Source organism: Variovorax sp. V15 (assembly GCF_041154425.1).
Taxonomy (GTDB): domain Bacteria; phylum Pseudomonadota; class Gammaproteobacteria; order Burkholderiales; family Burkholderiaceae_C; genus Variovorax; species Variovorax guangxiensis.
Window position 1 is genome coordinate 1160636 of sequence record NZ_AP028659.1, and the last position, 22261, is coordinate 1182896.

At 69.2% G+C, this 22261-nt stretch carries 22 protein-coding genes; 12 read left to right on the forward strand and 10 right to left on the reverse strand.

From position 1 onward, the window contains the following. The first annotated feature begins 7 nt into the window (after positions 1–7). The 5 genes from ACAM57_RS05675 (at position 8) to ACAM57_RS05695 (ending at position 4863) form a co-directional block, all read left to right on the forward strand. A complete protein-coding gene (locus ACAM57_RS05675) occupies positions 8–691 on the forward strand; it encodes a response regulator transcription factor (RefSeq protein WP_369660977.1) in 684 nt (227 codons plus the stop codon). Then, positions 688–2058, forward strand: a complete 1371-nt coding sequence (locus ACAM57_RS05680) for a sensor histidine kinase (RefSeq protein WP_369660978.1) — start codon at positions 688–690, stop codon at positions 2056–2058. Before ACAM57_RS05675 ends, ACAM57_RS05680 begins: the two co-directional genes overlap by 4 nt. A 132-nt stretch (positions 2059–2190) precedes the next feature. After that, positions 2191–2679 (forward strand): tripartite tricarboxylate transporter TctB family protein, encoded by a 489-nt coding sequence (locus ACAM57_RS05685; protein ID WP_369660979.1) that lies wholly within the window; start codon positions 2191–2193, stop codon positions 2677–2679. A gap of 63 nt (positions 2680–2742) precedes the next feature. Continuing rightward, a complete protein-coding gene (locus tag ACAM57_RS05690; protein ID WP_184642187.1) occupies positions 2743–4254 on the forward strand; it encodes a tripartite tricarboxylate transporter permease in 1512 nt (503 codons plus the stop codon). Between the two features lie 78 nt (positions 4255–4332). Next, entirely contained in the window at positions 4333–4863 is a 531-nt protein-coding gene (locus tag ACAM57_RS05695; protein ID WP_369660980.1) for a hypothetical protein, read from the forward strand. A 39-nt stretch (positions 4864–4902) separates the two neighbouring features. On the opposite strand, the gene ACAM57_RS05700 is transcribed toward ACAM57_RS05695, so the two are convergent. After that, positions 4903–6480, reverse strand: a complete 1578-nt coding sequence (locus ACAM57_RS05700) for an ATP-binding protein (RefSeq protein WP_369660981.1) — start codon at positions 6478–6480, stop codon at positions 4903–4905. Further along, positions 6477–7958 (reverse strand): ATPase domain-containing protein, encoded by a 1482-nt coding sequence (locus tag ACAM57_RS05705; RefSeq protein ID WP_369660982.1) that lies wholly within the window; start codon positions 7956–7958, stop codon positions 6477–6479. Before ACAM57_RS05705 ends, ACAM57_RS05700 begins: the two co-directional genes overlap by 4 nt. An 11-nt stretch (positions 7959–7969) precedes the next feature. On the opposite strand from ACAM57_RS05705, the gene ACAM57_RS05710 reads away from it, so the two are divergent. Together ACAM57_RS05710 and ACAM57_RS05715 are read left to right on the forward strand one after the other, a co-directional pair. Next, the gene (locus ACAM57_RS05710) at positions 7970–8239 is read left to right on the forward strand and encodes a hypothetical protein (RefSeq protein WP_369660983.1); all 270 of its coding nucleotides are present in this window, start codon (positions 7970–7972) and stop codon (positions 8237–8239) included. Then, positions 8229–8408, forward strand: coding sequence for a DUF3606 domain-containing protein (locus tag ACAM57_RS05715; RefSeq protein ID WP_126024654.1), 180 nt, complete (start codon positions 8229–8231; stop codon positions 8406–8408). Before ACAM57_RS05710 ends, ACAM57_RS05715 begins: the two co-directional genes overlap by 11 nt. A gap of 43 nt (positions 8409–8451) precedes the next feature. On the opposite strand, the gene ureG is transcribed toward ACAM57_RS05715, so the two are convergent. The 7 genes from ureG to ACAM57_RS05750 form a co-directional block, all read right to left on the reverse strand. Further along, the gene (ureG, locus tag ACAM57_RS05720) at positions 8452–9105 is read right to left on the reverse strand and encodes an urease accessory protein UreG (RefSeq protein ID WP_369660984.1); all 654 of its coding nucleotides are present in this window, start codon (positions 9103–9105) and stop codon (positions 8452–8454) included. A gap of 16 nt (positions 9106–9121) precedes the next feature. Continuing rightward, positions 9122–9832 (reverse strand): urease accessory protein UreF, encoded by a 711-nt coding sequence (locus tag ACAM57_RS05725; RefSeq protein ID WP_369660985.1) that lies wholly within the window; start codon positions 9830–9832, stop codon positions 9122–9124. Beyond that, positions 9795–10412, reverse strand: coding sequence for an urease accessory protein UreE (gene ureE, locus ACAM57_RS05730; RefSeq protein ID WP_369660986.1), 618 nt, complete (start codon positions 10410–10412; stop codon positions 9795–9797). Before ureE ends, ACAM57_RS05725 begins: the two co-directional genes overlap by 38 nt. Positions 10413–10504: 92 nt before the next feature. Beyond that, on the reverse strand, positions 10505–12223 hold the full coding sequence (gene ureC / locus ACAM57_RS05735) for an urease subunit alpha (protein WP_369660987.1): 1719 nt from the start codon (positions 12221–12223) through the stop codon (positions 10505–10507). Beyond that, the gene (locus ACAM57_RS05740; protein ID WP_019656515.1) at positions 12223–12528 is read right to left on the reverse strand and encodes an urease subunit beta; all 306 of its coding nucleotides are present in this window, start codon (positions 12526–12528) and stop codon (positions 12223–12225) included. The genes ureC and ACAM57_RS05740 overlap by 1 nt, the downstream gene beginning before the upstream one ends. 10 nt (positions 12529–12538) lie before the next feature. Then, positions 12539–13138, reverse strand: coding sequence for a HupE/UreJ family protein (locus ACAM57_RS05745; protein ID WP_369660988.1), 600 nt, complete (start codon positions 13136–13138; stop codon positions 12539–12541). A 38-nt stretch (positions 13139–13176) separates the two neighbouring features. Next, a complete protein-coding gene (locus tag ACAM57_RS05750) occupies positions 13177–13479 on the reverse strand; it encodes an urease subunit gamma (RefSeq protein WP_042578881.1) in 303 nt (100 codons plus the stop codon). Between the two features lie 104 nt (positions 13480–13583). Between ACAM57_RS05750 and ACAM57_RS05755 the strand changes: the two genes are divergently transcribed. From ACAM57_RS05755 to ACAM57_RS05765, 3 genes are all read left to right on the forward strand, one after another. Beyond that, positions 13584–17150 (forward strand): ATP-binding protein, encoded by a 3567-nt coding sequence (locus ACAM57_RS05755; protein WP_369660989.1) that lies wholly within the window; start codon positions 13584–13586, stop codon positions 17148–17150. A gap of 20 nt (positions 17151–17170) precedes the next feature. Further along, positions 17171–18178, forward strand: a complete 1008-nt coding sequence (locus ACAM57_RS05760) for a response regulator transcription factor (protein ID WP_126024792.1) — start codon at positions 17171–17173, stop codon at positions 18176–18178. Between the two features lie 83 nt (positions 18179–18261). After that, a complete protein-coding gene (locus ACAM57_RS05765; protein WP_369660990.1) occupies positions 18262–18984 on the forward strand; it encodes a hypothetical protein in 723 nt (240 codons plus the stop codon). Positions 18985–18991: 7 nt separating this feature from the next. On the opposite strand, the gene ACAM57_RS05770 is transcribed toward ACAM57_RS05765, so the two are convergent. After that, complete coding sequence (locus tag ACAM57_RS05770) at positions 18992–19912, reverse strand: LysR substrate-binding domain-containing protein (RefSeq protein ID WP_126024661.1); 921 nt, start codon at positions 19910–19912, stop codon at positions 18992–18994. A gap of 140 nt (positions 19913–20052) precedes the next feature. On the opposite strand from ACAM57_RS05770, the gene ACAM57_RS05775 reads away from it, so the two are divergent. Then, a complete protein-coding gene (locus ACAM57_RS05775) occupies positions 20053–21243 on the forward strand; it encodes a pyridoxal-phosphate dependent enzyme (RefSeq protein WP_369662400.1) in 1191 nt (396 codons plus the stop codon). 17 nt (positions 21244–21260) lie between these two features. Next, a complete protein-coding gene (locus ACAM57_RS05780; protein WP_184642178.1) occupies positions 21261–22253 on the forward strand; it encodes a tripartite tricarboxylate transporter substrate-binding protein in 993 nt (330 codons plus the stop codon). Positions 22254–22261 lie beyond the last annotated feature (8 nt).

Genomic DNA, 22261 nt, shown 5'->3' on the forward strand with positions numbered 1-22261 from the left:
CACCGCCATGTGGCGCTGCCTCATCGTCGAGGACGACGCCGACAACGCGCGCTACATCGCCGACGGCTTTCGCTCGCTCGGCCACGTGGCGGTGATCAGCCGCGACGGCGCCGACGCGCTCGCTCGCGCCACCGGCGAGCAGTGGGACATCGTCATCCTCGACCGCATGCTGCCCAACGAGGTGGACGGCCTCTCGATCCTCTCGACCATGCGCGCGCTCGGCAAGAAGACGCCGGTGCTGGTGCTCAGCGCGCTGAATGCGCTCGACGAGCGCGTGCGCGGGCTCAAGGCCGGCGGCGACGACTACCTGGCCAAGCCCTTCGCTTTCTCGGAGCTTGCAGCGCGCGCCGAGGCGCTGGTACGGCGCTCCCGCACCGGGCCCGAGATACGCATGCTGCAGATCGCCGACCTCACGCTCGACCTCGCGCGCCGCCATGTCGAGCGCGGCGGCCGGGCCATCGCGCTGCAGCCGCGCGAGTTCAGGCTGCTGGCCTATCTCATGATGCATCCGGGCCAGGTGGTCACGCGCACCATGCTGCTGGAGGCGGTGTGGGACTACCAGTTCGATCCGCAGACCAACGTGATCGACGTGCAGGTCAGCCGGCTGCGCGGCAAGCTCGACGCGGGCGGCGCCCCCACGCTGATCCACACCGTGCGCGGCGTGGGCTACACGCTGGCAGCGCCGCAATGACCGCGGCTCTGCGCCGGCTATGGCGCTCGGTCGGCTTCCGGCTCGCCTTCTACTACGGGCTGCTGGTGGCGATCACCATGCTGGCGGCGCTGGCCATCGTCTACATGCAGACGGTGGGCGTGCTGCAGCAGCGCATGGTGCGGCAGGTGGCCGCGAGCATGCAGCAGCTGATGGTGCGCTACGACGCGCGCGGCGCCGACGGCGTGGCCGGGGAGATCGCGAATGCGCTCTCCGACGGCCGCAACTCCGACAACGAGATCTACCTGCTGACCGACCGCGAAGGCCGCAAGCTCGCGGGCAACCTCGACCAGATGCCATCGCAGGCCCCCGATGCGGGCGACGGCGTGCACCGCCGCGTGGTGCGCACGGGCCAGACCGTCATCGCGTATCTGGTGATGCGCCCGCTGGCCGATGGCGGCATGCTGGTGGTGGGGCACGACCTGCGCGACCAGGAGTCCATCGAATCGCTGGTGGCCAGCGCCAGCGCGGCGGCGGGCATCGTGGCGGTGCTGCTGCTGATCGGCGGCACCTTCGTCTTCCGCCAGGAGCTGGAGCGCAGCGTGGGTGCGGTGCGTCGCACTGCCGCGCGCATCGCCGAGGGCGAGCTGCAGGAGCGCGTGGAGCCTTCGGGCGAGGAAGACGAGTTCGCGCTGCTGGAGCACGACATCAACGCGATGCTCGACCGCATCCAGTCGCTGATGGACGGCGTTCGCCACGTCTCCAACACCATCGCGCACAACCTGCGCACTCCGCTCACGCGCGTGCTGGTGCGGCTGCGCGCGGTGGAAGCAGGGCTCGATGCGGGCGACCCGCAGCGCGAGGCCGTGAGCACCGCCATCCGCGAACTGGAGGAGCTGGCCGTGGTGTTCGAGAAGCTGCTGCAGATCGCCGAGGTGGAAGCCGGCGCGCGGCGGCAGCAGTTCGCCCCGGTGGCGCTGCACGTCATCGCCGACGACGTGGCGGAGCTCTACGAAGCCGTGGCCGAGCTGCGCGGCATCGTGCTGCTGCGCGAGCCCGCCGACATGGCCGTGGCGCTGGGCGACCGCGACCTGCTGGCTGGCGCGGCCGCCAACCTGCTCGACAACGCGCTGAAGTACGCCGGCACCGGCGCCACCGTACGCATAGGCACGCACACGGTGGACGGCAGGGCGCAGCTCTTCGTGCAGGACGACGGGCCGGGCATTCCGCAGGCCGAGCACGAACGCATCGGCGTGCGCTTCCACCGGCTCGACCGCAGCGTGCCGGGCCACGGGCTGGGCCTTGCGAGCGTGCTGGCGGTGGTGGCGCTGCATGGCGGGCGGCTCGATTTCGCGGACGCGAAACCGGGCCTGCGCGCATGCATCGACCTGCCGATGGCGGACGGCTGAGCGGGCGCCTTCGTTCCCGACATTGCCGAATGGCAATGTTCTGTTCATGCACAGCGGGGCCGTGAATTCCTAGGATCGAACGAGCGCACATACCGTGCGGATCAACGCAGTTCCTTCCAGGAGACATCAACGGTGAGAATCAAGAGTCAGAGAGACTTCTGCTCGGGCGTGCTCTTCAGCGCCTTCGGCGTGGCCTTCGCATGGGGCGCCACCACATACAACGTCGGCACCGGCGCCCGCATGGGGCCGGGCTACTTTCCCCTGATCGTGGGCATCCTCATCGCGCTCATGGGCGTGCTCATCACGCTCAAGGCACTGGCCGTGGAGACGGAAGACGGCGAGCCCATCGGGCGCATCGCATGGAAGCCTCTGGTCTTCATCATCGGCGCGAACCTGATGTTCGGCGTGCTGCTGGGCGGCCTGCCGGGCATCGGGCTGCCGTCGATGGGACTCATCGTCGCCATCTACGCGCTCACCTTCATCGCCAGCCTCGCGGGCGACAACTTCGGCTGGAAGGGCGTGACCATCCTCGCCACCATCCTCGCGCTCGGCAGCTACCTGGCCTTCGTGGTCGCGCTGAAGCTGCAGTTCCAGGTGTGGCCGACCTTCATCTCGGGCTGATCCGCGGCAAAGAAGACACAAGAACAAGACACAAGAACAAGACACAAGAACAAGACAAGAAAAATGGACCTGATCACCAATCTCTCGATCGGCTTCGGCGTCGCCTTCACGGCGCAGAACCTCGTCTATGCCTTCGTGGGCTGTTTGCTGGGCACGCTGATCGGCGTACTCCCGGGCATCGGCCCCGTGGCGACCATTGCGATGCTGCTGCCTGCCACGTATGCGCTGCCGCCGGTGTCGGCTCTCATCATGCTGGCCGGCATCTACTACGGTGCGCAGTACGGTGGCTCCACCACGGCCATTCTGGTCAACCTGCCTGGCGAATCCTCGTCGGTGGTGACAGTGATCGACGGCTACCAGATGGCGCGCAAGGGGAGGGCCGGCCCGGCGCTCGCCGCTGCCGGCCTGGGCTCGTTCTTCGCGGGCTGCGTCGGTACGCTGATCCTGGCCGCTTTTGCGCCGCCGCTGACCGAGCTGGCCTTCAAGTTCGGCCCCGCCGAGTACTTCTCGCTGATGATCCTGGGCCTGATCGGCGCCGTGGTGCTGGCCTCGGGTTCGCTGCTGAAGGCCATCACGATGATCCTGCTGGGCCTCGCGCTCGGCCTCGTCGGCACCGACGTGAACTCGGGCGTGGCGCGCTACAGCTTCGACATCCCGGAACTCACCGACGGTATCGGCTTCATCGCCATCGCGATGGGCGTGTTCGGCTACGGCGAGATCATCGCCAACCTGGCGGTGCCCGAGCATGAGCGCGAAGTGTTCACCGCCAAGGTGAAGGGCCTGTGGCCCACCAGGCAGGACTTCAAGGACATGACGCCAGCGGTGCTGCGCGGCACGGCGCTGGGTTCGGCATTGGGCATCCTGCCCGGCGGCGGCGCGCTGCTGTCGGCCTTCGCGGCCTACACCATCGAGAAGAAGATCAAGCTCAAGCAGGGCGAGATGGCCTTCGGCAAGGGGAACATCCGCGGCGTGGCGGGCCCCGAGTCGGCCAACAACGCCGGTGCGCAGACTTCCTTCATTCCGCTGCTGACGCTGGGCATTCCGCCCAATGCCGTGATGGCGCTGATGGTCGGGGCCATGACCATCCACAACATCCAGCCGGGCCCGCAGGTGATGACCAGCAACCCCGAGCTGTTCTGGGGCCTGATCGCCTCGATGTGGATCGGCAACCTGATGCTGATCGTGCTGAACCTGCCGATGATCGGTATCTGGATCAAGCTGCTGACCATTCCCTACAAGTGGCTCTTCCCGTCGATCGTGCTGTTCTGCGCGGTGGGCGTCTACTCGGAGAACAACAACACCTTCGACGTGTGGATGGTGGCGATCTTCGGCATCGTGGGCTACCTGTTCCTCAAGCTGAAGTGCGAGCCCGCGCCGCTGCTGCTGGGCTTCATCCTCGGGCCGATGATGGAAGAGAACCTGCGCCGGGCGCTGCTGCTGTCGCGCGGTGACTGGAGCGTGTTCGTGATGCGGCCGCTGTCGGCGGGCCTGCTGGTCGCCGCCGCGCTGCTGCTGATCGTGGTGCTGCTGCCTTCGGTGAAGGCCAAGCGCGAAGAGGCCTTCGTCGAGGACTGACGGGCAGGGAGAGGGTGGCTGGTCGGAACTCCGCGCGATACTTGCGGTCCCACGCTGCCGCCGCCTTTCCTCTGTCCGATGCCCGACGTGCGACTTCCTTCCTTCTCGATCCTTCTTCGCTCGCTCGCCCTGAGCGCGACCCTTCTCGCCGCAGGCGCCCTGCACGCGCAGGCCCTGCCGCCCGGCGTGCGGCTGGGCATGTCGGCCGAGGAACTGCAGGCCGCGCTGCCCGCCGCCGAGCGCGTGCCGAGGCCGCAGCGACTGGGCGGCGGCCTCATCGGCTCGTGGCGCGCGGCGCCTGTGGAGATGGCCGGCCTGCTGTTCGAGCCGACCTTCTTCTTCGCGGCCTCGGAACTGCGGCGCGTCGAGTACGTGGCCTCGGCCCAGTCCACGCCCGACGGCGGCTCGGCGGCCTTCGCGGCGCTGGTGCAGTGGGGCCGGGGCGTTTTCGGCAACGAGCTGGCGTCGCGCGATCCCGGCAGCGCGTACGCCGCATGGGCGAGCAACGACACCGACATCTACGTGCAGCAGCAGGCCGGCGATCCGCGCAGGGCGAGCGTGCGGCTGGTCTACAAGGCGCGGCAGCTGCGCGACGGCAGCGAGCTCTGAGCGCGGCTTTCGCGCAGCTTCGCCTGTGCCGCTGTTTCGTCAGCTGCGCCGGCGCTGCCCCAGGTCGCGCAGCGCGGCCGAGAGCGCATCCTCGTTCACAGGCTTCAGCAGATGATGATCGAAGCCGGCCTGCGCGATGCGGGCCCGGTCGCCGGGCTGGCCCCAGCCGGTGAGCGCGATCAGCCCCATGTGCCGGTGACGCGGGTGCGCGCGAAGCCGGCGCGCCAGTTCGCAACCGTCCATGCCTGGCATGCCGATGTCCAGGATGCCGAGCGTCGGGCCGAAGTCTTCCGCCGCGCGCAGCGCCTCCATGCCGCCGAAGGCGATGGCCGTCTGGGCGCCCAGCAGGTCCAGCAGCGCCGCGAGCGATTCCGCCGCGTCGCGGTTGTCGTCGACCACCAGGATGCGCTGCCGCGCGGCGGCGGCCTCCGCGTCAACGCCGGGCCGCGTACCGGCCTTCACGCCTCGGCCTAGCAGCGGCAGCGACACGACGAACTCGCTGCCGTGGCCGATGCCTGCGCTCCTCGCGTCGACCGAGCCGCCGTGCAGCTCCACCAGGCTCTTCACCAGCGTGAGGCCGATTCCGAGCCCGCCCTGCGCGGCGCGCGCCGTGTCGCTCACCTGCACGAACATGTCGAAGATCGCGTCGAGCATGGCTGAGGGAATGCCCGTGCCGCTGTCCTTCACGCGCACCACGGCATCGCCGTGGTCCCCCTGCTCGAGGAACACCTCGACGGTTCCGCCCTCGGGCGTGTACTTGGCGGCGTTGTTCAGCAGGTTGGCGAACACCTGTGTGAGCCGCACGCTGTCGCCTTCGACCGCCAGCGAGGCATCGGGCATGTTCAGCGCGAGGGTGTGCTTGCGGGCTTCCATCAACGGCCGGCTCAGTTCCACAGCGTCGCGGATCACCTGCGCCAGCGTCAGCTCGGCGAGCTGCAGTTCGATCTTGCCGCGGGTGATGCGCGAGACCTCCATCAGGTCGTTCACCAGGCGCACCATGTGCTCCACCTGGCGGCCCATGAGCTCGTAGTAGGGCAGTGCCGCCTCGGGCGTGGGGGCCTTGCGCTTGAGGATGGCCAGCGCGGTGCTCAATGGCGCGAGCGGGTTGCGCAGTTCGTGCGCCAGGGTGGCGAGGAACTCGGTCTTGCGCTTGTCGGCTTCGCCCAGGTCGTCGAGGATCCGGCGCAGTTCGTACTGCCGGCGGCGCGCGCGCAGTGCGCTGCGCAAGGCGCTCACCAGCGAGGCCACGCGCATGGGCCGCTCCAGCACGGTGACGTTGGCCATGCCGTCCATGGCGACGCCGATTGCACGCGAGTCGGCCCCCTGCCGGGCAAGTATCAGCACAGGCAGGTCGGACCATGGCGGCTGAGCCGAGACCGCATCGGCCAGTTCCGCTGCGCCGGTCCCAGAGAGCATTTCCTCCGACACCAGCAGCGCGCCCGCGCCATGCGGAATTTCCTGCAGCAGGTCGCGCAGCGAGGGGCACGCAAGCGATTCGATGCCGGCGTGCTTCAGCACGGCGGTGGTCATTGCCGCATCCTTCGACGTGGCTGTGCGCAGCAGCACGCGCAGTTGCGTGTGCACGGGAGAGGCGTCGGGGGCGTCGGTGTTCGTCACGGTGGAACGGCCGACACGCCGTCGATCGGTACGGGCACCCCCGTCAGGATGCCCCTGAAGCGGCGCAACGGCTCGCCCACGTTGAGCCCGTTGTGGTCCATCGAGAAGGCGCGGATCGAACGCTCGTGCACGCCCCCGCGCTTCTTGAGCACCGAGATCGCCTGGTGCACCTCGCCATCGGATTCGAAGTAGCGCAGCAGCACGACCGCGTCGGCGAGGTAGCTGGCGTCCACCGGTGTCTGCATCTGCATGCCGACGAGCCCGTGCTGGGCGCCCACCAGCAGCGTCGCTACGCCGGACTGGCCGAGGTAGGTGAGCAGCTCATGCAGGTGCACGATCAGGAAGCGCTCGTCGGGCATCGCGTTGAGGTAGCCGTTGAGGCTGTCGATCACCACCACCGCCGCCGAATGCCGCGTGACCGCGAGCCTGATCTCGTGCACCAGCTCGCCGGGCGAGAGTTCGGCCGGGTCGATCTGCTTGATGCGGATCAGGCCCGATGCAAGGTGCGGCTCGATCTCCATGCCCAGCCCCATGCACCGCGTGCGCAGCGTATTGATGCTTTCGTCGAAGATGAAGAGCGCGGAGCTCTCGCCCCGCTGGGCTGCCGCGATGGCGAACTGCACCGCCAGCGACGACTTGCCGGTGCCCGGAGCGCCGACGAAGAGCGTGCTCGTGCCTTTCTCGAGGCCGCCGCCGAGCAGTGCGTCGAGCTTGTCGATGCCGCTGGGCAGCTTGGTCAGCACCATTTCGCGCGAATGCTCGGCCGCCACCAGCCGCGGAAATACATGCAGGCCGCCGCGCTCGATCTTGTAGTCGTGGTAGCCCCCGCGGAACGACTGGCCGCGGTACTTCACAACCAGCAGGCGACGGCGAGCCGCGCCGTAGTCGGAATTGGACTGCTCCAGCCGCAGCACCGCGTGCGCGATGCTCTGCACCTGCAGGTCGTGCTCGGTGGCCGTCATGTCGTCGAGAAGCACCACGGTGCACTGGCGTCCCGCGAAGAACTGCTTGAGCGCCAGGATCTGGCGCCGGTAGCGCAGCGAGTTGCCCGAGAGCAGGCGCAGTTCGGACAGCGAATCGAACACCACGCGCGAAGGCTTGAGGGTTTCCACGTCGCCGAGGATGCGCAGCGTGGTCTCGCTGAGCTCCATCTCGGACGGGTGAAACATGGTGTATTGCTCTTCGGGCTGCAGTGCATCCTGGGTGGGCAGCATCTCGCGGATGTGGATCGCCGAGAGATCCCATCCGTGCGAGGCGGCCACGCCGCGCAGTTCGGTTTCGGTTTCCGACAGCGTGACGTAGAGCACCGACTCGCCCGCGCTCACGCCCTCCAGCAGGAACTGCAGGGCAATGGTGGTCTTGCCCGCGCCGGGCATGCCTTCCAGCAGGTAGAGGCGGTTGGGTTCCAGGCCTCCTCCCAGCACATCGTTCAGGCCTAGTACGCCGGTGCTGAGGGGGCCGCTGGCGTTCGGCTCCATCGTCGTTCTCCATGAAACATGCGGACACTCATTCCATCATGGAGCGTTTGAAAATGCATGCGCGCCGCGCCAGCCGGGAGGCCAAGCCCATGTCGGCGGCGATCCCTTTGCACATTGCGGTATGGGTGGTGCGAGGCAGAGGCGTTGTCCTGCACGCCGTGTCGGAACTGTCCGGTTGGCGCGCGGTGCGCGGCAAAGAGACTGCGGCTTCTGCTTCCTTCTTTCTTTCGTTCAGCCCCAGACATTTCACTCATTGCCCAGGAGACGACGATGCCCGATGACAGCGAGATCCGCATTCCGCAAGACGACGAACGCATCGACGTCACCGACCTGAAGGAGGTCGACTACTGGACCCGCTGGTTCGGCGTGAGCGAGGCCAGGCTGCGCACCGCCGTGGCATCGGCCGGCACGCACAGGGACGACCTGCGGATCTATCTCGGGCTGCCCTGACCGCTGCCGAGGCGGCGGGCGCCATGCCTCGGGACCTTGGACCTCAGGCCGCTGCGGCCAGCATGCCCTTCTGCTCGATGAACGCGACCACGTCGGCCACGCCCGAGAGCGTCTTGAGGTTCGTCATCACGTAGGGCCGCTGGCGGCGCATGCGCTGCGTGTCCTGCTCCATCACGTCGAGATTGGCGCCCACGTAGGGCGCGAGGTCGGTCTTGTTGATCACGAAGAGGTCGCTCTTGGTGATGCCGGGGCCGCCCTTGCGCGGGATCTTCTCGCCGGCCGCCACGTCAATCACGTAGATGGTGAGGTCCGACAGCTCGGGGCTGAAGGTGGCCGCGAGGTTGTCGCCGCCCGATTCGACGAACACCACGTCGGCGTCCGGAAAGTCTTCCAGCATGCGGTCGATGGCCTCGAGGTTGATCGAGGCGTCTTCGCGGATCGCCGTGTGCGGGCAGCCGCCCGTCTCCACGCCCATGATGCGCTCGGCCGGCAGCGCGCCGGCCACCGTCAGCAGGCGCTGGTCTTCCTTGGTGTAGATGTCGTTGGTGATCGCGATCAGGTCGTACTTGTCGCGCATCGCCTTGCAGAGCATCTCGAGCAGGGTGGTCTTGCCGGAGCCGACCGGGCCGCCGATGCCCACGCGCAGGGGCGGAAGTCTCTTGGTGCGTTTGGGAATGTGGTGCAGGGCGGAGGTCATGAGGATGGTGCTCGGTTCAGCTTCGGAAGAGGCGGGAATATTGTGTTTCGTGGCGAGCCGACAGCACCGCCAGCAGGGGCGCGAAGGCCTGGCGCTCGTTGTCGCCCAAGGCCATCGCGCGGGTCACGGCATCGGGAATCTCCTGCGCCAGCCGGCCCAGGATGCGCTGGCCCGCGCTCTGGCCCAGCGGCACGGCCTTGACCGCGGCGGCGACCATGTTCTCGGCCCAGCCGAAGGCGAAGGCCAGGCAGCCGTCGTGCGCCGTGGCGCCCGCGCGGCTGGCGGCGAAGGCGAATGCGACGGGGTAGCTCGCACCCAGGTCGGCGAAGACTTCCGCCGTATCGGCGTGGTGCAGCTTCAGCCATTCGACGAAGGAGCGGCCCATCTGCTCTGTCTGCAGCAGGAACTCGGCCGACTCGCGGGTGGTCATCACCCAATCGTTGAGCGCACGGATGCGCGGCATGTCGCCGGCGCTCCAGGCCGCGAGGGCCTGCGCGCAGACGGCGAGGTCGCCGCGCGCGAAGCTCAGGTGCAGCTGGTCGGAGATCCACTCGGCCGCGCACGGCTCCGAATCGATGCCGGCCCATTCGACGGCGGCTTCGACGCCCTCGGAGTACGAGAAGCCGCCGACCGGCAGCGCGGGCGAGGCGAGCCAGATCAGCGGCAGGAGGCTTTGGGCGGACACGTCGTCAGTGGGAGTGACCGTGATGCCCGTGGCCGTGGCCATCGTGGTCGTCCAGCAGCTCCGGCGCGAGCACCAGCGGCTTCGGGCCGCTGCCGTGGGCATGCGGGTGACCGTGATCGTGCGAATGCCCGTGGTCGTGGCTGTGGCCATGGCCATGCGAATGCTCATGCGACCCATACGCGCCGCCCTCGGGCTCGAAGGCTTCTTCCACCGCCACGACGATCAGGTGCATGGAGCGCAGCATGTCGGCCAGCACGTGGTCGGGCTCGATCTTCAGATGGTCGGGCTTCAGCTCGATGGGCACGTGCCGGTTGCCCAGGTGGTAGGCCGCGCGCGTCAGGTCGAAGGGCGTGCCGTGGGCGGTGCAGTGCGTGATGCGAAGCACCGGCTGCGGCGCCGCGATCACGCGCACCAGCGAGCCGTCCTCGGCCACCAGCACGTCGCCGCCACGCACGAGCGTGCCGCGCGGCAGGAACACGCCGATCTGGCGGCCCTGCGAGTCGGTGGCGTCGAAGCGGCTCTTCTGGCGGATGTCCCAGTCGAGTTCGATGGTGGCGGCACGCTTGAGCAGCACGGGCGCGAGGCCGCGGCCCTGGGGCATGAGTTTGTTGGCGGTGAGCATGGTGCAAATGGAGCGCTCCGGAGGGCGCCCGCTGGCTGGATGAATACCTTCGAGGATACGCAGCCTGTCAAGCAGCCGCGTTCCCCAGGGCTTCAGAACAGGAAATACCGCTGCGCCATCGGCAGCAGCTTCGCCGGCTCGCAGGTCAGCAGGTTGCCGTCGGCGCGCACCGCGTAGGTCTGCGCGTCGATCTCCATCTTCGGCGTGTAGCCGTTGTGGACCAGGTCCTTCTTGCGCACGTTGCGGATGTTCTTCACCGCGCTCAGCTGCTTCTTCAGGCCGTAGCGCTCGCCGATGCCAGCGGCCAGGCCGGCCTGCGAGACGAAGGTGAGCGAACTCTTCGCCAGTGAGCCGCCATAGGCGCCGAACATCTGGCGGTAGTGCACCGGCTGCGGCGTGGGGATCGATGCGTTGGGGTCGCCCATGGCCGCCAGCGCGATGCTGCCGCCCTTGATGATGGTGAAGGGCTTCACGCCGAAGAAGGCCGGCTTCCAGATCACGATGTCGGCCCACTTGCCGACTTCGAGCGAGCCCACCTCGTGTGCGATGCCGTGCGCGATGGCCGGGTTGATCGTGTACTTGGCGACGTAGCGCTTCGCGCGGAAGTTGTCGTTGCGCGCGCTGTCCTCGGGCAGGGTGCCGCGCTGCAGCTTCATCTTGTGCGCGGTCTGCCAGGTGCGGATGACCACCTCGCCCACGCGGCCCATGGCCTGGCTGTCGGAGCTGAACATGCTGATCGCGCCCAGGTCGTGCAGCACGTCCTCGGCCGCGATGGTTTCCTTGCGGATGCGCGACTCGGCGAAGGCCAGGTCCTCGGCGATGCCGGCGTCGAGGTGGTGGCACACCATGAGCATGTCGACGTGCTCGTCGAGCGTGTTCACGGTGTAGGGCATCGTGGGGTTGGTGGAGGACGGCAGGAAGTTGCCCTCGCCCACCACGCGCAGGATGTCGGGCGCATGGCCGCCGCCCGCGCCTTCGGTGTGGAAGGCGCAGATGCCGCGCCCGCCCACGGCGGCGATGGTGTTCTCGACGAAGCCCGATTCGTTGAGCGTGTCGCTGTGGATGGCCACCTGCGTGTCGGTGGCGTCGGCCACGTCCATGCAGTTGCTGATGGCCGCGGGCGTGGTGCCCCAGTCTTCATGCAGCTTCAGGCCGATGACGCCGGCCTCGATCTGCTCGTGCAGCGCGTGCGGCAGGCTGGCGTTGCCCTTGCCCAGGAAGCCCAGGTTCATCGGGAAGGCGTCGGCCGCCTGCAGCATGCGCTCGATGTGCCAGGGGCCGGGCGTGGAGGTGGTGGCGAAGGTGCCGGTGGCGGGGCCGGTGCCGCCGCCGAGCATGGTTGTCACGCCGGAGGAGAGCGCCTCCTCGATCTGCTGCGGGCAGATGAAGTGGATGTGGCTGTCGATGCCGCCGGCGGTGACGATGTTGCCCTCGCAGCTGATGATCTCGGTGCCCGGGCCGATGACGATGTCCACGCCCGGTTGCACGTCGGGGTTGCCGGCCTTGCCGATGGCGGCGATGCGGCCGTCCTTCAGGCCGATGTCGGCCTTCACGATGCCCCAGTGGTCGAGGATGAGCGCGTTGGTCAGCACCGTGTCGACAGCGCCCTGCGCCCGGGTGCGCTGCGATTGCGCCATGCCGTCGCGGATGGTCTTGCCGCCGCCGAACTTCACCTCTTCGCCGTAGCCGCCGGCGCGAAGGGTGTAGTCGGCCTCGACCTCGATGACGAGCTCGGTGTCTGCAAGACGAACGCGGTCGCCCACGGTGGGGCCGAAGATTTCTGCGTAGGCGCGTCTGCCGATGGTCGCCATCAGAGTTTTCCTTGGATGAGGCCGCGAAAGCCGTAGACGATGCGATCGCCCGAAAAGTCGACCAGCTCGACCGTGCGCTGCTGGCCCGGCTCGAAGCGCACAGCGGCGCCCGAGGCGATGTTCAGCCGCATGCCGCGCGCGGCCTCGCGGTCGAAGCCGAGCGCGCCGTTGGTCTCGGCGAAGTGATAGTGCGAGCCGACCTGGATCGGCCGGTCGGCGGTGTTCTGCACCACCAGCGTGAGGGTGCGGCGGCCGGGGTTGAGCGTGTGCTCGCCCTCGTCGGTGAAGAGTTCTCCGGGGATCATGCCGGCCGCCTCAGATGGCCTGCGCCAGCAGCATTGCGCCCAGGCCGACGACCGCGGCGCCGGCCACGCGCGGCAGCCATGCGTTGGCATTGCGCAGCGCCCAGCCGAATGCGATGCCGATGGCGTGCAGCAGCACGGTCGCGCAGACCATGCCGGCCAGCGTGAGGGCGGCGCCTTGCTCGCTCGCCAGTTCGTAGCCGTGCGCCACGCCGTGGAAGACGGCGAACACGCCCACCACCACCATCGCCGCCACGGCCGGCAGGCGCACGCGCGTGACCACCAGCAGGCCCAGCACCAGCAGCGAGGCCGCGATCATCGGCTCGACCGCCGGCAGCTGCACGCCCGCCAGCCCCGCCAGCGCGCCCGCGAGCAGCATGCCGGCGAAGGCCAGCGGCGCCCAGAGCAGGTCGGGCCAGGCACGGCGCGCGGCCAGCGCGCTCCACAGGCCGACCGCGACCATCGCCGCGAGGTGGTCTGCGCCGGTCAGCGGATGCATGAAGCCGGTGACGAAGCCGTGGTGCAGGCCGCCGTCGACACCGGTGTGGGCGCTGGCGGCCAAGGGCAGCAGGAGGGCGATCAGGGCAAGGGTCTTGGAGGTGCTGTGGCGCATGGAAAAGTCCTTCTGTTCTTTCTCTTGTTCTTCGAATGTCAGACGATGGGCTGATGGACGGTGACCAGCTTGGTGCCGTCCGGGAAGGTGGCTTCGACCTGGATGTCGGGAATCATCTCGGCGATGCCGTCCATCACGTCGGCGCGGGTGAGCACGCTGCGCCCCTCGCTCATGAGTTCGGCGACGCTCTTGCCGTCGCGCGCGCCTTCCATGACGGCGGCGGAAATCAGGGCGACGGCTTCGGGGTAGTTGAGCTTGAGGCCGCGGGCCTTGCGGCGTTCGGCCAGGAGTGCCGCGGTGAAGATCAGCAGCTTGTCTTTTTCGCGCGGGGTCAGTTCCATAGGATCGGCATCGGGTGGCGGGAGGAGGCGGCCATTATGGGCAAGCCGGCTTCTTTGCAACAGTCGTGCCTTGTCCGCCAAAAGCCGTATGGATGGCACGGAAGATGCACCGAAACGGTGTGAACCCTGAAGCCACGACCGCCACCCCCGACGATGCCCCGCAGCGCATCGTCAAGGTGCGGCGCGACTACAACAGCTGGGTGGCCAGCGAGACGCTGGAGGACTACGCCCTGCGCTACACGCCGCAGCGCTTTCGCAAATGGTCCGAATGGCGGGTGGCCAACACAGCCTTCGGGGCGGCCTCGTTCCTGATCCTGGAGGCGGTGGGCGCCACGCTGCTGGTGCAGTACGGCTTCGCCAATGCCTTCTGGGCGATCCTGGCGACCGGGCTCATCATCTTCCTGGCGGGCGTGCCGATCAGCGTGTACGCGGCGCGCTACGGCGTGGACATGGACCTGCTCACGCGCGGCGCCGGCTTCGGCTACATCGGCTCCACGCTCACCTCGCTGATCTACGCGAGCTTCACCTTCATCTTCTTCGCGCTGGAGGCGGCGGTGATGGCCTATGCGCTGGAGCTGGCGCTGGGCATTCCGCCGGTCTGGGGCTACCTGGTGTGCGCGCTGGTGGTGATTCCGCTGGTCACGCACGGGGTGTCGGCCATCAGCCGGCTGCAGCTGTGGACCCAGCCGCTGTGGCTGCTGATGCTGGTGGTGCCCTTCGCGTATGTGCTCGTGCGCGATCCTGGTGCGTTCGCGGGCATCGTGCACTACAACGGCGTGCGCTCGGGCACGAAGGGCTTCGATCTGCACCTATTTGGCGCAGCCCTCACGGTGGGCATCGCGCTCATCACCCAGATGGGTGAGCAGGCCGACTACCTGCGCTTCATGCCCGCGCGCACGGCGGCCACCGCGCGGCGCTGGTGGGCCGGGGTGCTGGCCGGCGGCCCGGGCTGGGTGGTGCTGGGCGTGCTCAAGATGCTGGGCGGCGCGCTGCTGGCCTACCTGGCGCTCACGCACATGGTGCCGGCCGACCGGGCGGTCGACCCCAATCAGATGTACCTGGCGGCCTACGAGTACGTGTTCCCGCACTACGGCTGGGCGGTGGCGGCCACGGCGCTGTTCGTGGTGATCTCGCAGCTCAAGATCAACGTGACCAACGCCTATGCGGGCTCGCTGGCCTGGAGCAACTTCTTCTCGCGCGTGGCGCACAGCCACCCGGGGCGGGTGGTGTGGGTGGTGTTCAACGCGCTCATCGCCTTCATGCTGATGGAGATGAACGTGTTCGAGGCGCTGGGCGACGTGCTGGGCCTGTTCGCCAACATTGCCATCGCCTGGATGATGGCGGTGGTGGCAGACCTGGTCATCAACAAGCCGCTGGGCCTGTCGCCGCCGGGCATCGAGTTCAAGCGCGCGCACCTGTGGGACATCAACCCGGTGGGCGTGGGCGCGATGGCGCTGGCCTCGGGGCTGTCGATCACCGCTCACCTGGGCGTGTTCGGGCCGCTGGCGCAGGCTTTTTCGGCGCTGATCGCGCTGGGCACCGCGCTGGTGGCCTCGCCGCTGCTGGCCTGGGCGACCGGCGGCAAGTACTACCTGGCGCGTGGCGCGGCGTCCTCCGGGGCCGGCGTGGTGCGCTGGGCCAGGGTCGAGCACGAGGGCAGCTACCAGCGCCTGAAGGTGCAGCACTGCGTGATCTGCGAGCGCGAGTACGAGGGGCCGGACATGGCTCACTGCCCCGCCTACCAGGGCCCGATCTGCTCGCTGTGCTGCACGCTGGACGCGCGCTGCGGCGACCTGTGCAAGCCGCACGCGAGCCTGTCGTCGCAGTGGTCGGCGGTGCTGCGCTGGCTGCTGCCGCGGCGCAGCTGGCGCTACCTCGACACGGGGCTGGGGCACTTCCTGCTGCTGATGCTGGTGATCGTGCCGCTGCTGGCGGTGGTGTTCGGCGTGCTCTACCAGCAGGAGCTGCGCGCTCTCGCCGAGGGCGCGCTGGAGCTGGCTGCCGAATCGGAAGTGACGGCCGCGCTGGCGGGGCTGCAGAAGCTGTCGCTGCGCTCGGGCTTCCTGAAGGCATACATGGCGCTGCTGGTCATCGCGGGCATCGTCGCGTGGTGGCTGGTGCTGGCGCACCAGAGCCGCAAGGTGGCGCAGGAGGAATCGAACCGCCAGACCCACCTGCTGATGCGCGAGATCGAACTGCATCGCGAGACCGACCGCGCGCTGCAGGCTGCAAAGCAGGCTGCCGACGAGGCGCGCGAGATCGCAGAGCAGGCCAAGCAGGCTGCCGACCAGGCCAACCAGGCCAAGAGCCGCTACATCAGCGCCATCAGCCACGAGCTGCGCACGCCGCTCAACAGCATCCTGGGCTACGCGCAGCTGATGGGCGAAGACCATTCCGTGCCGCCACACCGGCAACAGGCGGTGGCGGTCATCAAGCGCGGCGGGGAGCACCTGCTGTCGCTCATCGAGGGCACGCTGGCCATCGCGCACATCGAGGCCGGCAAGCTCACGCTGCACGCGCGGCCGATGCGCTTCGCCGACACGCTGCGCGAGCTGGCCGACATGTTCGAGCTGCAGGCGGCCGAGAAGGGCCTGCAGTTCCGCTTCGAGGCGGCGGGGCAGTTGCCCGAGGTGGTGCGCGCCGACGAGAAGCGCGTGTGCCAGATCCTCATCAACCTGCTGGGCAACGCGATCAAGTTCACGGCCGCGGGGCAGGTCACGCTGCGGCTGGCCTATGCGCGCGAGTTCGCCTCCATCGAGATCGAGGACACGGGCCCGGGCATGCCGGCCGGGGACATCGAGCGCATCTTCGAACCCTTCGCGCGCGGCAACGCCGCGGGGGCGGCGGCCGCGCCGGGCGCGGGGCTGGGGCTCACCATCGCCAAGATGCTCACCGACCTGATGGGCGGCGAGATGAAGGTGAGCAGCACGCCGGGCGTGGGATCGCTCTTCTGCGTGCGGCTGTTTCTGCCGCGCGTGCATGACGCGGCGGCCGGCGCGGGACGCGCGCTACCCGTTCCGCGCGCGCGGCGCGGCTACGAGGGGCCGCGCCGGCGCCTGCTGGTGGTCGACAACGAAGAGGCCGACCGCGACCTGCTCGGCCACCTGCTCGCGCCGCTGGGCTTCGAGTTGCGCAGCGCAGCCAGCGGGCACGACGCGCTCGACCTCGTTGCCGCCGGCTACCGGCCGGATGCGATGTTCGTCGACCTGGCGATGCCCGGCATCGACGGCTGGGAGACCATCCGCCGCGCGCACAAGCTGGGCCTGACCGAGGCTGCCGTGGCCATCGTCTCGGCCAACGCCTTCGACAAGGGGCTGGACAACGACGTGGGCATCGCGTCGGAAGATTTCTTCGTCAAGCCCGTTCGCCACACCGAGCTGCTCGACTGGCTCGAACGCCGGCTCGGGCTGCGCTGGACCGAGACCGCCGCGAAGCCCGCCGCCGTCGCCGCGCCGCGCGCGATGCTGGCGCCTTCGCTGGCCCGCCTGCGCGCGCTGGAGGAGGCCGTCGGCCTGGGCTACTTCCGGGGCATCATGAACCAGCTCGACGACATCGACGCCGCGCAGCCCGAGTGCGCGGCATGGACCGAAGCCCAGCGCGTGCTGGCCCGGCAGTTCCAGTTCGAGGCCATGAGCCGCGCGCTGGCCGAGGCCGTGGAGAGCGCAGCGTGACCACGACGCCAATTCCCGCCATGGAAACCTCATCGCTCGCCAGGACCCTGCGCGAACAGCAGGGAGCCAACAGCGACCTCGTGCTGATCGTCGACGACGTGCCCGACAACCTCGCGGTGCTGCACGATGCGCTCGACGAATCGGGCTACACCGTGCTCATCGCCACCAACGGGGAGCAGGCGCTGCAGCGCGCGGTGCAGGCCAAGCCCGACATCGTGCTGCTCGACGCGATGATGCCGGGCATCGACGGCTTCGAGGTCGCGCGCCGGCTCAAGGCCGATGCGGCGACGGCGCACATTCCCATCGTGTTCATGACGGGGCTCACCGAGACCGAGCACCTGGTGGCCGCGCTGGAGGCCGGCGGCGTCGACTACGTCACCAAGCCCATCAAGCCGAAGGAAGTGCTGGCGCGCATGAACGTGCACCTGCAGGGCGCGCGCCGCGCGAGGCAGGACGCGCGGCAGGCCGGCCAGGCGCGCAACGCGCTCGACGCCTTCGGCTACGCCAGCATCACGGTGCGCCTGCCCGAAGGCAAGCTCATCTGGCAGACGGCGCTCGCGCGCGACCTGCTGCTGCGCTACTGCGACACCCGCGCGCCGGAGACGCCGCCGGCGGTGCTCGAATGGCTGCGCAGCCACACGCCCGATGCGCGCGAGCGCGGCATCGAGCCGCCGGCGCTGTCGATCGTGCAGGGCGCCGGCAGCCTCACGCTGCGGCTGCACCAGCAGACCGGCGGCGACGACGACGGCGACGAGTGGATGATCATCATGCGCGAGGTGTCCGACACGGCGGTCATCGAGGCCATGAGCCTGAGCCTCAAGCTCACGGCGCGCGAGGCTGAGGTGCTGTACTGGGTGGTCAAGGGCAAGACCAACAAGGACATCGGCGAGATCCTCGGCAGCAGCCCCGCCACGGCAAAGAAGCACCTGGAGCGGGTGTACGTGAAGCTGGGCGTGGAGACGCGCACCGCGGCGGCGGGCGTGGCCATCAAGCGCATTCGCGAGCTGCAGCCCCAGTTCGAGATCTGAAGGGTACCCACCGCGTGGCGCCGTGTCATGGCGCCTGCTTTCCGCGTCCCTAGAATGGTTCGAGGCCCCCGGGGACGCGAGCGATGAAGAACACCAGCCACAGCAGAACAACGACCCGACCGCCATCGCGCGGCTGGATGTTCGCCGCCTCCTGCCTTGGAGCGGGGCTGCTCGCAGCTCCCGTTGCACAGGCTGCGGGGCATTTCGATGTGGACGACGCCAGCACGCTCGACCCGGGCCAGTGCCAGTACGAGACCTGGTGGGGCCGCACCGGCGTCGAGCCCGTCACGGGCTTCCACTTCGGGCCGGCCTGCCGCGTCGGGCCTGTGGAACTGGGCCTGAACCTCGACCGAACCTCGGTGGGCGGCGTCCATTCGGTCACCGGCGGGCCGCAGCTCAAGTGGAATTTCTACGGACAGGCGGCCGACGCGCCCTTCAGCGCGGCGGTGTCGGCGGGGGCGGTGTTCGACTTCAAGCGCGGCGGCCGCGCGGGCGGGCAGTTCGTCGTTCCCGTCACCTGGCGGCCGCTGGACAGCCTGCAGATCCACGCGAACGTCGGCGCCGACTGGGCGACCGGAACCGGGGCGCGCACGCCGCGCGGCGGCGTCGGCGTGGAGTGGGCTCTGAACGACACGGTGTCGCTCATCGCCGAGCGCAACCGCGCCTCGAACGCCTGGACATCGCGCGTGGGCGGGCGCTTCAGCATCACGCCGCTGATCAGCGTGGACGTGAGCGCATCGCGCACCGGGCCGCAGGGCGTGCGCGGCTTCGTGATCGGGCTGAACCACGAGTTCAGCTGGAAGTGAGCCGGCCCTAGCGCAGGTGGCGCTGGATGCGCTTCTCGTCTTCCGCCAGCTGCTGGCGCATGAGCGAAATGAAGTCGCGCGCGGTGGCCGAGAGCACCTTGCCCGCCGGCAGCGCCAGCAGGCAGGTGAAGTACACGTCGACCGAGAACTTGCGCACCACCAGCCCGCGCTCCGCGTAGTCGAGCGCGGTGATCGGGTTGACCAGCCCCACGCCCAGGCCGCGCAGCGCCATCTCGCACACGCTGGCGGCGTAGGGTGTCTGAACCAGCACGCGCAGCGCCACGCCGTGCGGCGCCAGCGCAGCCTCGAGCCGCTGGTGCGAGGGGTCTTCGGGGTTGAGCGAGAGAAACGGCGCCTCTGCGAGCTGCTCGGGCTTGATGGTCTTGAAGCGGGCCAGCGCATGGTTGGGCGGCATCACCACGACGCCGGGAAAGCGCGAGAAGGTGGAGTGGTCGATGCCTTCGAGCGAGAGCTCGTCGGCCATCAGCCCGAAGTCGGAGATGCCCATGGCCACGCGGTCGCGCACGTCCTTCGAGCTCAGCACCTGCAGCGACACCTGCGGCCAGGGGCTCGCGCCGCGGTGCGCCTTCAGCCGCGCCAGCGCGCGCGGCATGAAGCCCAGGCCGTAGGCCGGAAAGCAGCTGAGCTCGAGCTGGCTCACACCGAAGTCGCGCAGGCTGCGCACCCGGTGCTCGATGGCGTCCATGCCGATGAAGACCCGTTCCACCTCCACCCACAGCGCGCGCGCCTCGGGCGTGGGCACCAGCCGCCCGCCGATGCGCTGGAACAGCAGCATGCCGGCCTGGGTCTCCAGGCGCTTGAGCGACTGGCTGATGGCGGGCTGCGTCACGTGCAGCAGCGCGGCGGCCTTGCGCGTGGAACTGCTGCGCATGAGTGCCCGGAACGTTTCGATTTCGCCGAATCGCATCGATAAGTTCTGTTATCGGTTGAGTATCTGAGGCTGCGTAATTTTATTTCCGATTGCATAAGATTTAGTCACAACTTCATCAAGCGCAGACCCCCGTGACGACATCGCCCGTTCTGGATTTCAAGTTCGCCGCTCCCCCGATGGATCCGCTGAGCCATCCTTCGTCCCCGGGCCATCCCCCCGGGCTGGTCCGCGACCGCACGCCCAAGCCCGTGCGCAACCCGAACCTGCGCGGCCTGCAGTGCCTGCGCTGCGACGCGCTCTACCCGGTCACGCTGGCGCACGACGGCTGCCCGGCGTGCCGGCGCGAGGGCATCCACGTGGCGTTGCGCGCGAGCTACCTGCCCGACAGTGCCGAGCTGATGCCCATGCCCTACACCTCCAGCTTCGCGCTGGGCGAGGGGCAGACGCCGCTGCAGGACATGCCTGGGCTGGCGCAGCAGTTCGGCGTGTCGCGCCTGTCGATCAAGGACGAGTCGTGCAACCCCACCGGCTCGCACAAGGACCGCATGACCGCGGTCGGCGTGGCGCAGGCGCTCGACTTCGACGCCCACACGCTGGTGCTGGCCTCTTCCGGCAACGCGGCCGTCTCGGCGGCGCACTACGCATGGGCCGCGGGCCTGGGCTGCGAGGTCGCGACCTACGAGGGCATGCCGGCCACCTACGCGCGGCAGCTCGACGCGCTGGGCGCGCGGCGCTACGTGTTCTCCGACAACGCCGGCCGCTGGGCCTTCGTGCGCGAGCGCTCGCAGCATCCCGGCTATTTCGCGCTCACCAACTACCGCCTGCCCGCGCTGGGCAGCGCGCCGCTGGCGATCGAGGGCTACAAGCCGATCGCGCTGGAGTGCGTGAACGAGGGCGGCCTGCCCGACCACGTCGTGATCCCCACGGCGCGCGGCGACCTCGCGTGGGGCATCTACGCGGGCTTTCGCGACCTGCTGGCAGCCGGGCGCATCGCGCGCCTGCCGAAGCTCTGGCTGGTGGAGCCGTTCCCGCGCCTTGCCCGCGTGTTCGCGGGTGGCGCCATCAACGGCAGCTACCCGGGCCACACGGCGCAGTTCTCCACCGCGGGTGCCACCGTCACCTACCTGCAGTGGCAGGCGGCCACCGCCACCGGCGGCGGCGCCGTGGTGGTGAACGACGACGAAGCCCGAGCCGCACGCCGCGTGCTCACCGCAGCCGGCGTGAGTGCCGAGCTGTGCGCCGCGGGCGGCCTGGCCGCGCTGCGCCAACTGCGAGAAAGCAACTCCATCGCTGCGGACGCGCACGTGGTGCTGATGCTGACGGCCAACGCGACCGGCGATCCGAGCTGGCCCGACCGCCCGGTTTAACTTTCCAGGAATCCAACATGCCGACGATGAATCGCCGGGCCTTCGCGGCCTCCGGCTCTGCAGCCCTGCTCGCCTCTTTTGTCAGCCCCGCGTGGGCGGCCTACCCCGACAAGCCCGTGAAGCTCGTCGTGCCGTGGGCGGCCGGCGGCAGCACCGACGCCATCGCCCGTGCCATGGCGCAGCGCATGAGCCAGACCATCGGCAGCCCGGTGATCGTGGACAACCGGCCCGGCGCCGCCGGCATGATCGGCACCGACGCGGTGGCCAAGGCCGCGCCCGACGGCTACACGCTTGCCATCGTCGAGCTCCCGCACGCCATCGCGCCAGCGGTGACGGCGAAGCTGCCCTACGACCTGCTGCGCGACTTCACGCCGGTGACCATGATCGGCACCTCTGCGCTGGTGTTCTTCGCGGGCATGGGCGACGACAGCAAGGACTTCAAGACCTTCCTGAAGACCGCTGCGGCTGCTGCCGCCAAGGGCTCGCCGCCTGCCATCGCGCACAGCGGCGCGGGCACGGTGAGCCACCTCGCGGGAGAGCTGCTCGCGAGCCGCACGAAGATCCCGTTCAACATGGTTCCGTATCGCGGTTCGGCGCCTGCGCTCACCGACGTGGCGGCGGGCACGGTGGCGGGGCATTTCGCGACGTTGGCCAGCGGCTCCAGCCTGCTGGGCGCCAACCGCATCCGGCCGCTGCTGGTGACGAGCGCGCAGCGGGTGAACCTGCCCGGCCTGCAGAACGTGCCGGCGCTCGCCGAGAACGGCCTCAGGGGCCTGGAGATCGACCAGTGGTGGGCCCTGGTGGCGCCGGCCACCACGCCGCTGGACGTGATCGAGAAGCTGCGCCGCGAGGCCATTGCCGCGCTGGAGCATCCGTCGGTGAAGGAGCGGCTTTCGGTGCTCGGCGTGCAGATGAAGGGGTCGACGCCGGCCGAGCTGCGCGCCTTCCTGCGCTCGGAGGCGGAGCGCTGGCAGAAGGCCGCGCACGAGATCGGGCTGCAGCCGCAGTAAGCCCCGGC

What these genes read in the sequence shown, in the direction of transcription:
- ACAM57_RS05675 (WP_369660977.1), top strand. Translation starts at nt 8, where the DNA reads ATGTGGCGCTGCCTCATCGTCGAGGACGACGCCGACAACGCGCGCTAC.
- ACAM57_RS05680 (WP_369660978.1), top strand. Translation starts at nt 688, where the DNA reads ATGACCGCGGCTCTGCGCCGGCTATGGCGCTCGGTCGGCTTCCGGCTC.
- ACAM57_RS05690 (WP_184642187.1), top strand. Translation starts at nt 2,743, where the DNA reads ATGGACCTGATCACCAATCTCTCGATCGGCTTCGGCGTCGCCTTCACG.
- ACAM57_RS05695 (WP_369660980.1), top strand. Translation starts at nt 4,333, where the DNA reads ATGCCCGACGTGCGACTTCCTTCCTTCTCGATCCTTCTTCGCTCGCTC.
- ACAM57_RS05705 (WP_369660982.1), bottom strand. Translation starts at nt 7,958, where the DNA reads ATGGAGCCGAACGCCAGCGGCCCCCTCAGCACCGGCGTACTAGGCCTG.
- ACAM57_RS05710 (WP_369660983.1), top strand. Translation starts at nt 7,970, where the DNA reads ATGAAACATGCGGACACTCATTCCATCATGGAGCGTTTGAAAATGCAT.
- ACAM57_RS05715 (WP_126024654.1), top strand. Translation starts at nt 8,229, where the DNA reads ATGCCCGATGACAGCGAGATCCGCATTCCGCAAGACGACGAACGCATC.
- ureG (WP_369660984.1), bottom strand. Translation starts at nt 9,105, where the DNA reads ATGACCTCCGCCCTGCACCACATTCCCAAACGCACCAAGAGACTTCCG.
- ACAM57_RS05725 (WP_369660985.1), bottom strand. Translation starts at nt 9,832, where the DNA reads ATGGCCACGGCCACGGGCATCACGGTCACTCCCACTGACGACGTGTCC.
- ureE (WP_369660986.1), bottom strand. Translation starts at nt 10,412, where the DNA reads ATGCTCACCGCCAACAAACTCATGCCCCAGGGCCGCGGCCTCGCGCCC.
- ureC (WP_369660987.1), bottom strand. Translation starts at nt 12,223, where the DNA reads ATGGCGACCATCGGCAGACGCGCCTACGCAGAAATCTTCGGCCCCACC.
- ACAM57_RS05740 (WP_019656515.1), bottom strand. Translation starts at nt 12,528, where the DNA reads ATGATCCCCGGAGAACTCTTCACCGACGAGGGCGAGCACACGCTCAAC.
- ACAM57_RS05745 (WP_369660988.1), bottom strand. Translation starts at nt 13,138, where the DNA reads ATGCGCCACAGCACCTCCAAGACCCTTGCCCTGATCGCCCTCCTGCTG.
- ACAM57_RS05750 (WP_042578881.1), bottom strand. Translation starts at nt 13,479, where the DNA reads ATGGAACTGACCCCGCGCGAAAAAGACAAGCTGCTGATCTTCACCGCG.
- ACAM57_RS05755 (WP_369660989.1), top strand. Translation starts at nt 13,584, where the DNA reads ATGCACCGAAACGGTGTGAACCCTGAAGCCACGACCGCCACCCCCGAC.
- ACAM57_RS05760 (WP_126024792.1), top strand. Translation starts at nt 17,171, where the DNA reads ATGGAAACCTCATCGCTCGCCAGGACCCTGCGCGAACAGCAGGGAGCC.
- ACAM57_RS05765 (WP_369660990.1), top strand. Translation starts at nt 18,262, where the DNA reads ATGAAGAACACCAGCCACAGCAGAACAACGACCCGACCGCCATCGCGC.
- ACAM57_RS05770 (WP_126024661.1), bottom strand. Translation starts at nt 19,912, where the DNA reads ATGCGATTCGGCGAAATCGAAACGTTCCGGGCACTCATGCGCAGCAGT.
- ACAM57_RS05775 (WP_369662400.1), top strand. Translation starts at nt 20,053, where the DNA reads ATGGATCCGCTGAGCCATCCTTCGTCCCCGGGCCATCCCCCCGGGCTG.
- ACAM57_RS05780 (WP_184642178.1), top strand. Translation starts at nt 21,261, where the DNA reads ATGCCGACGATGAATCGCCGGGCCTTCGCGGCCTCCGGCTCTGCAGCC.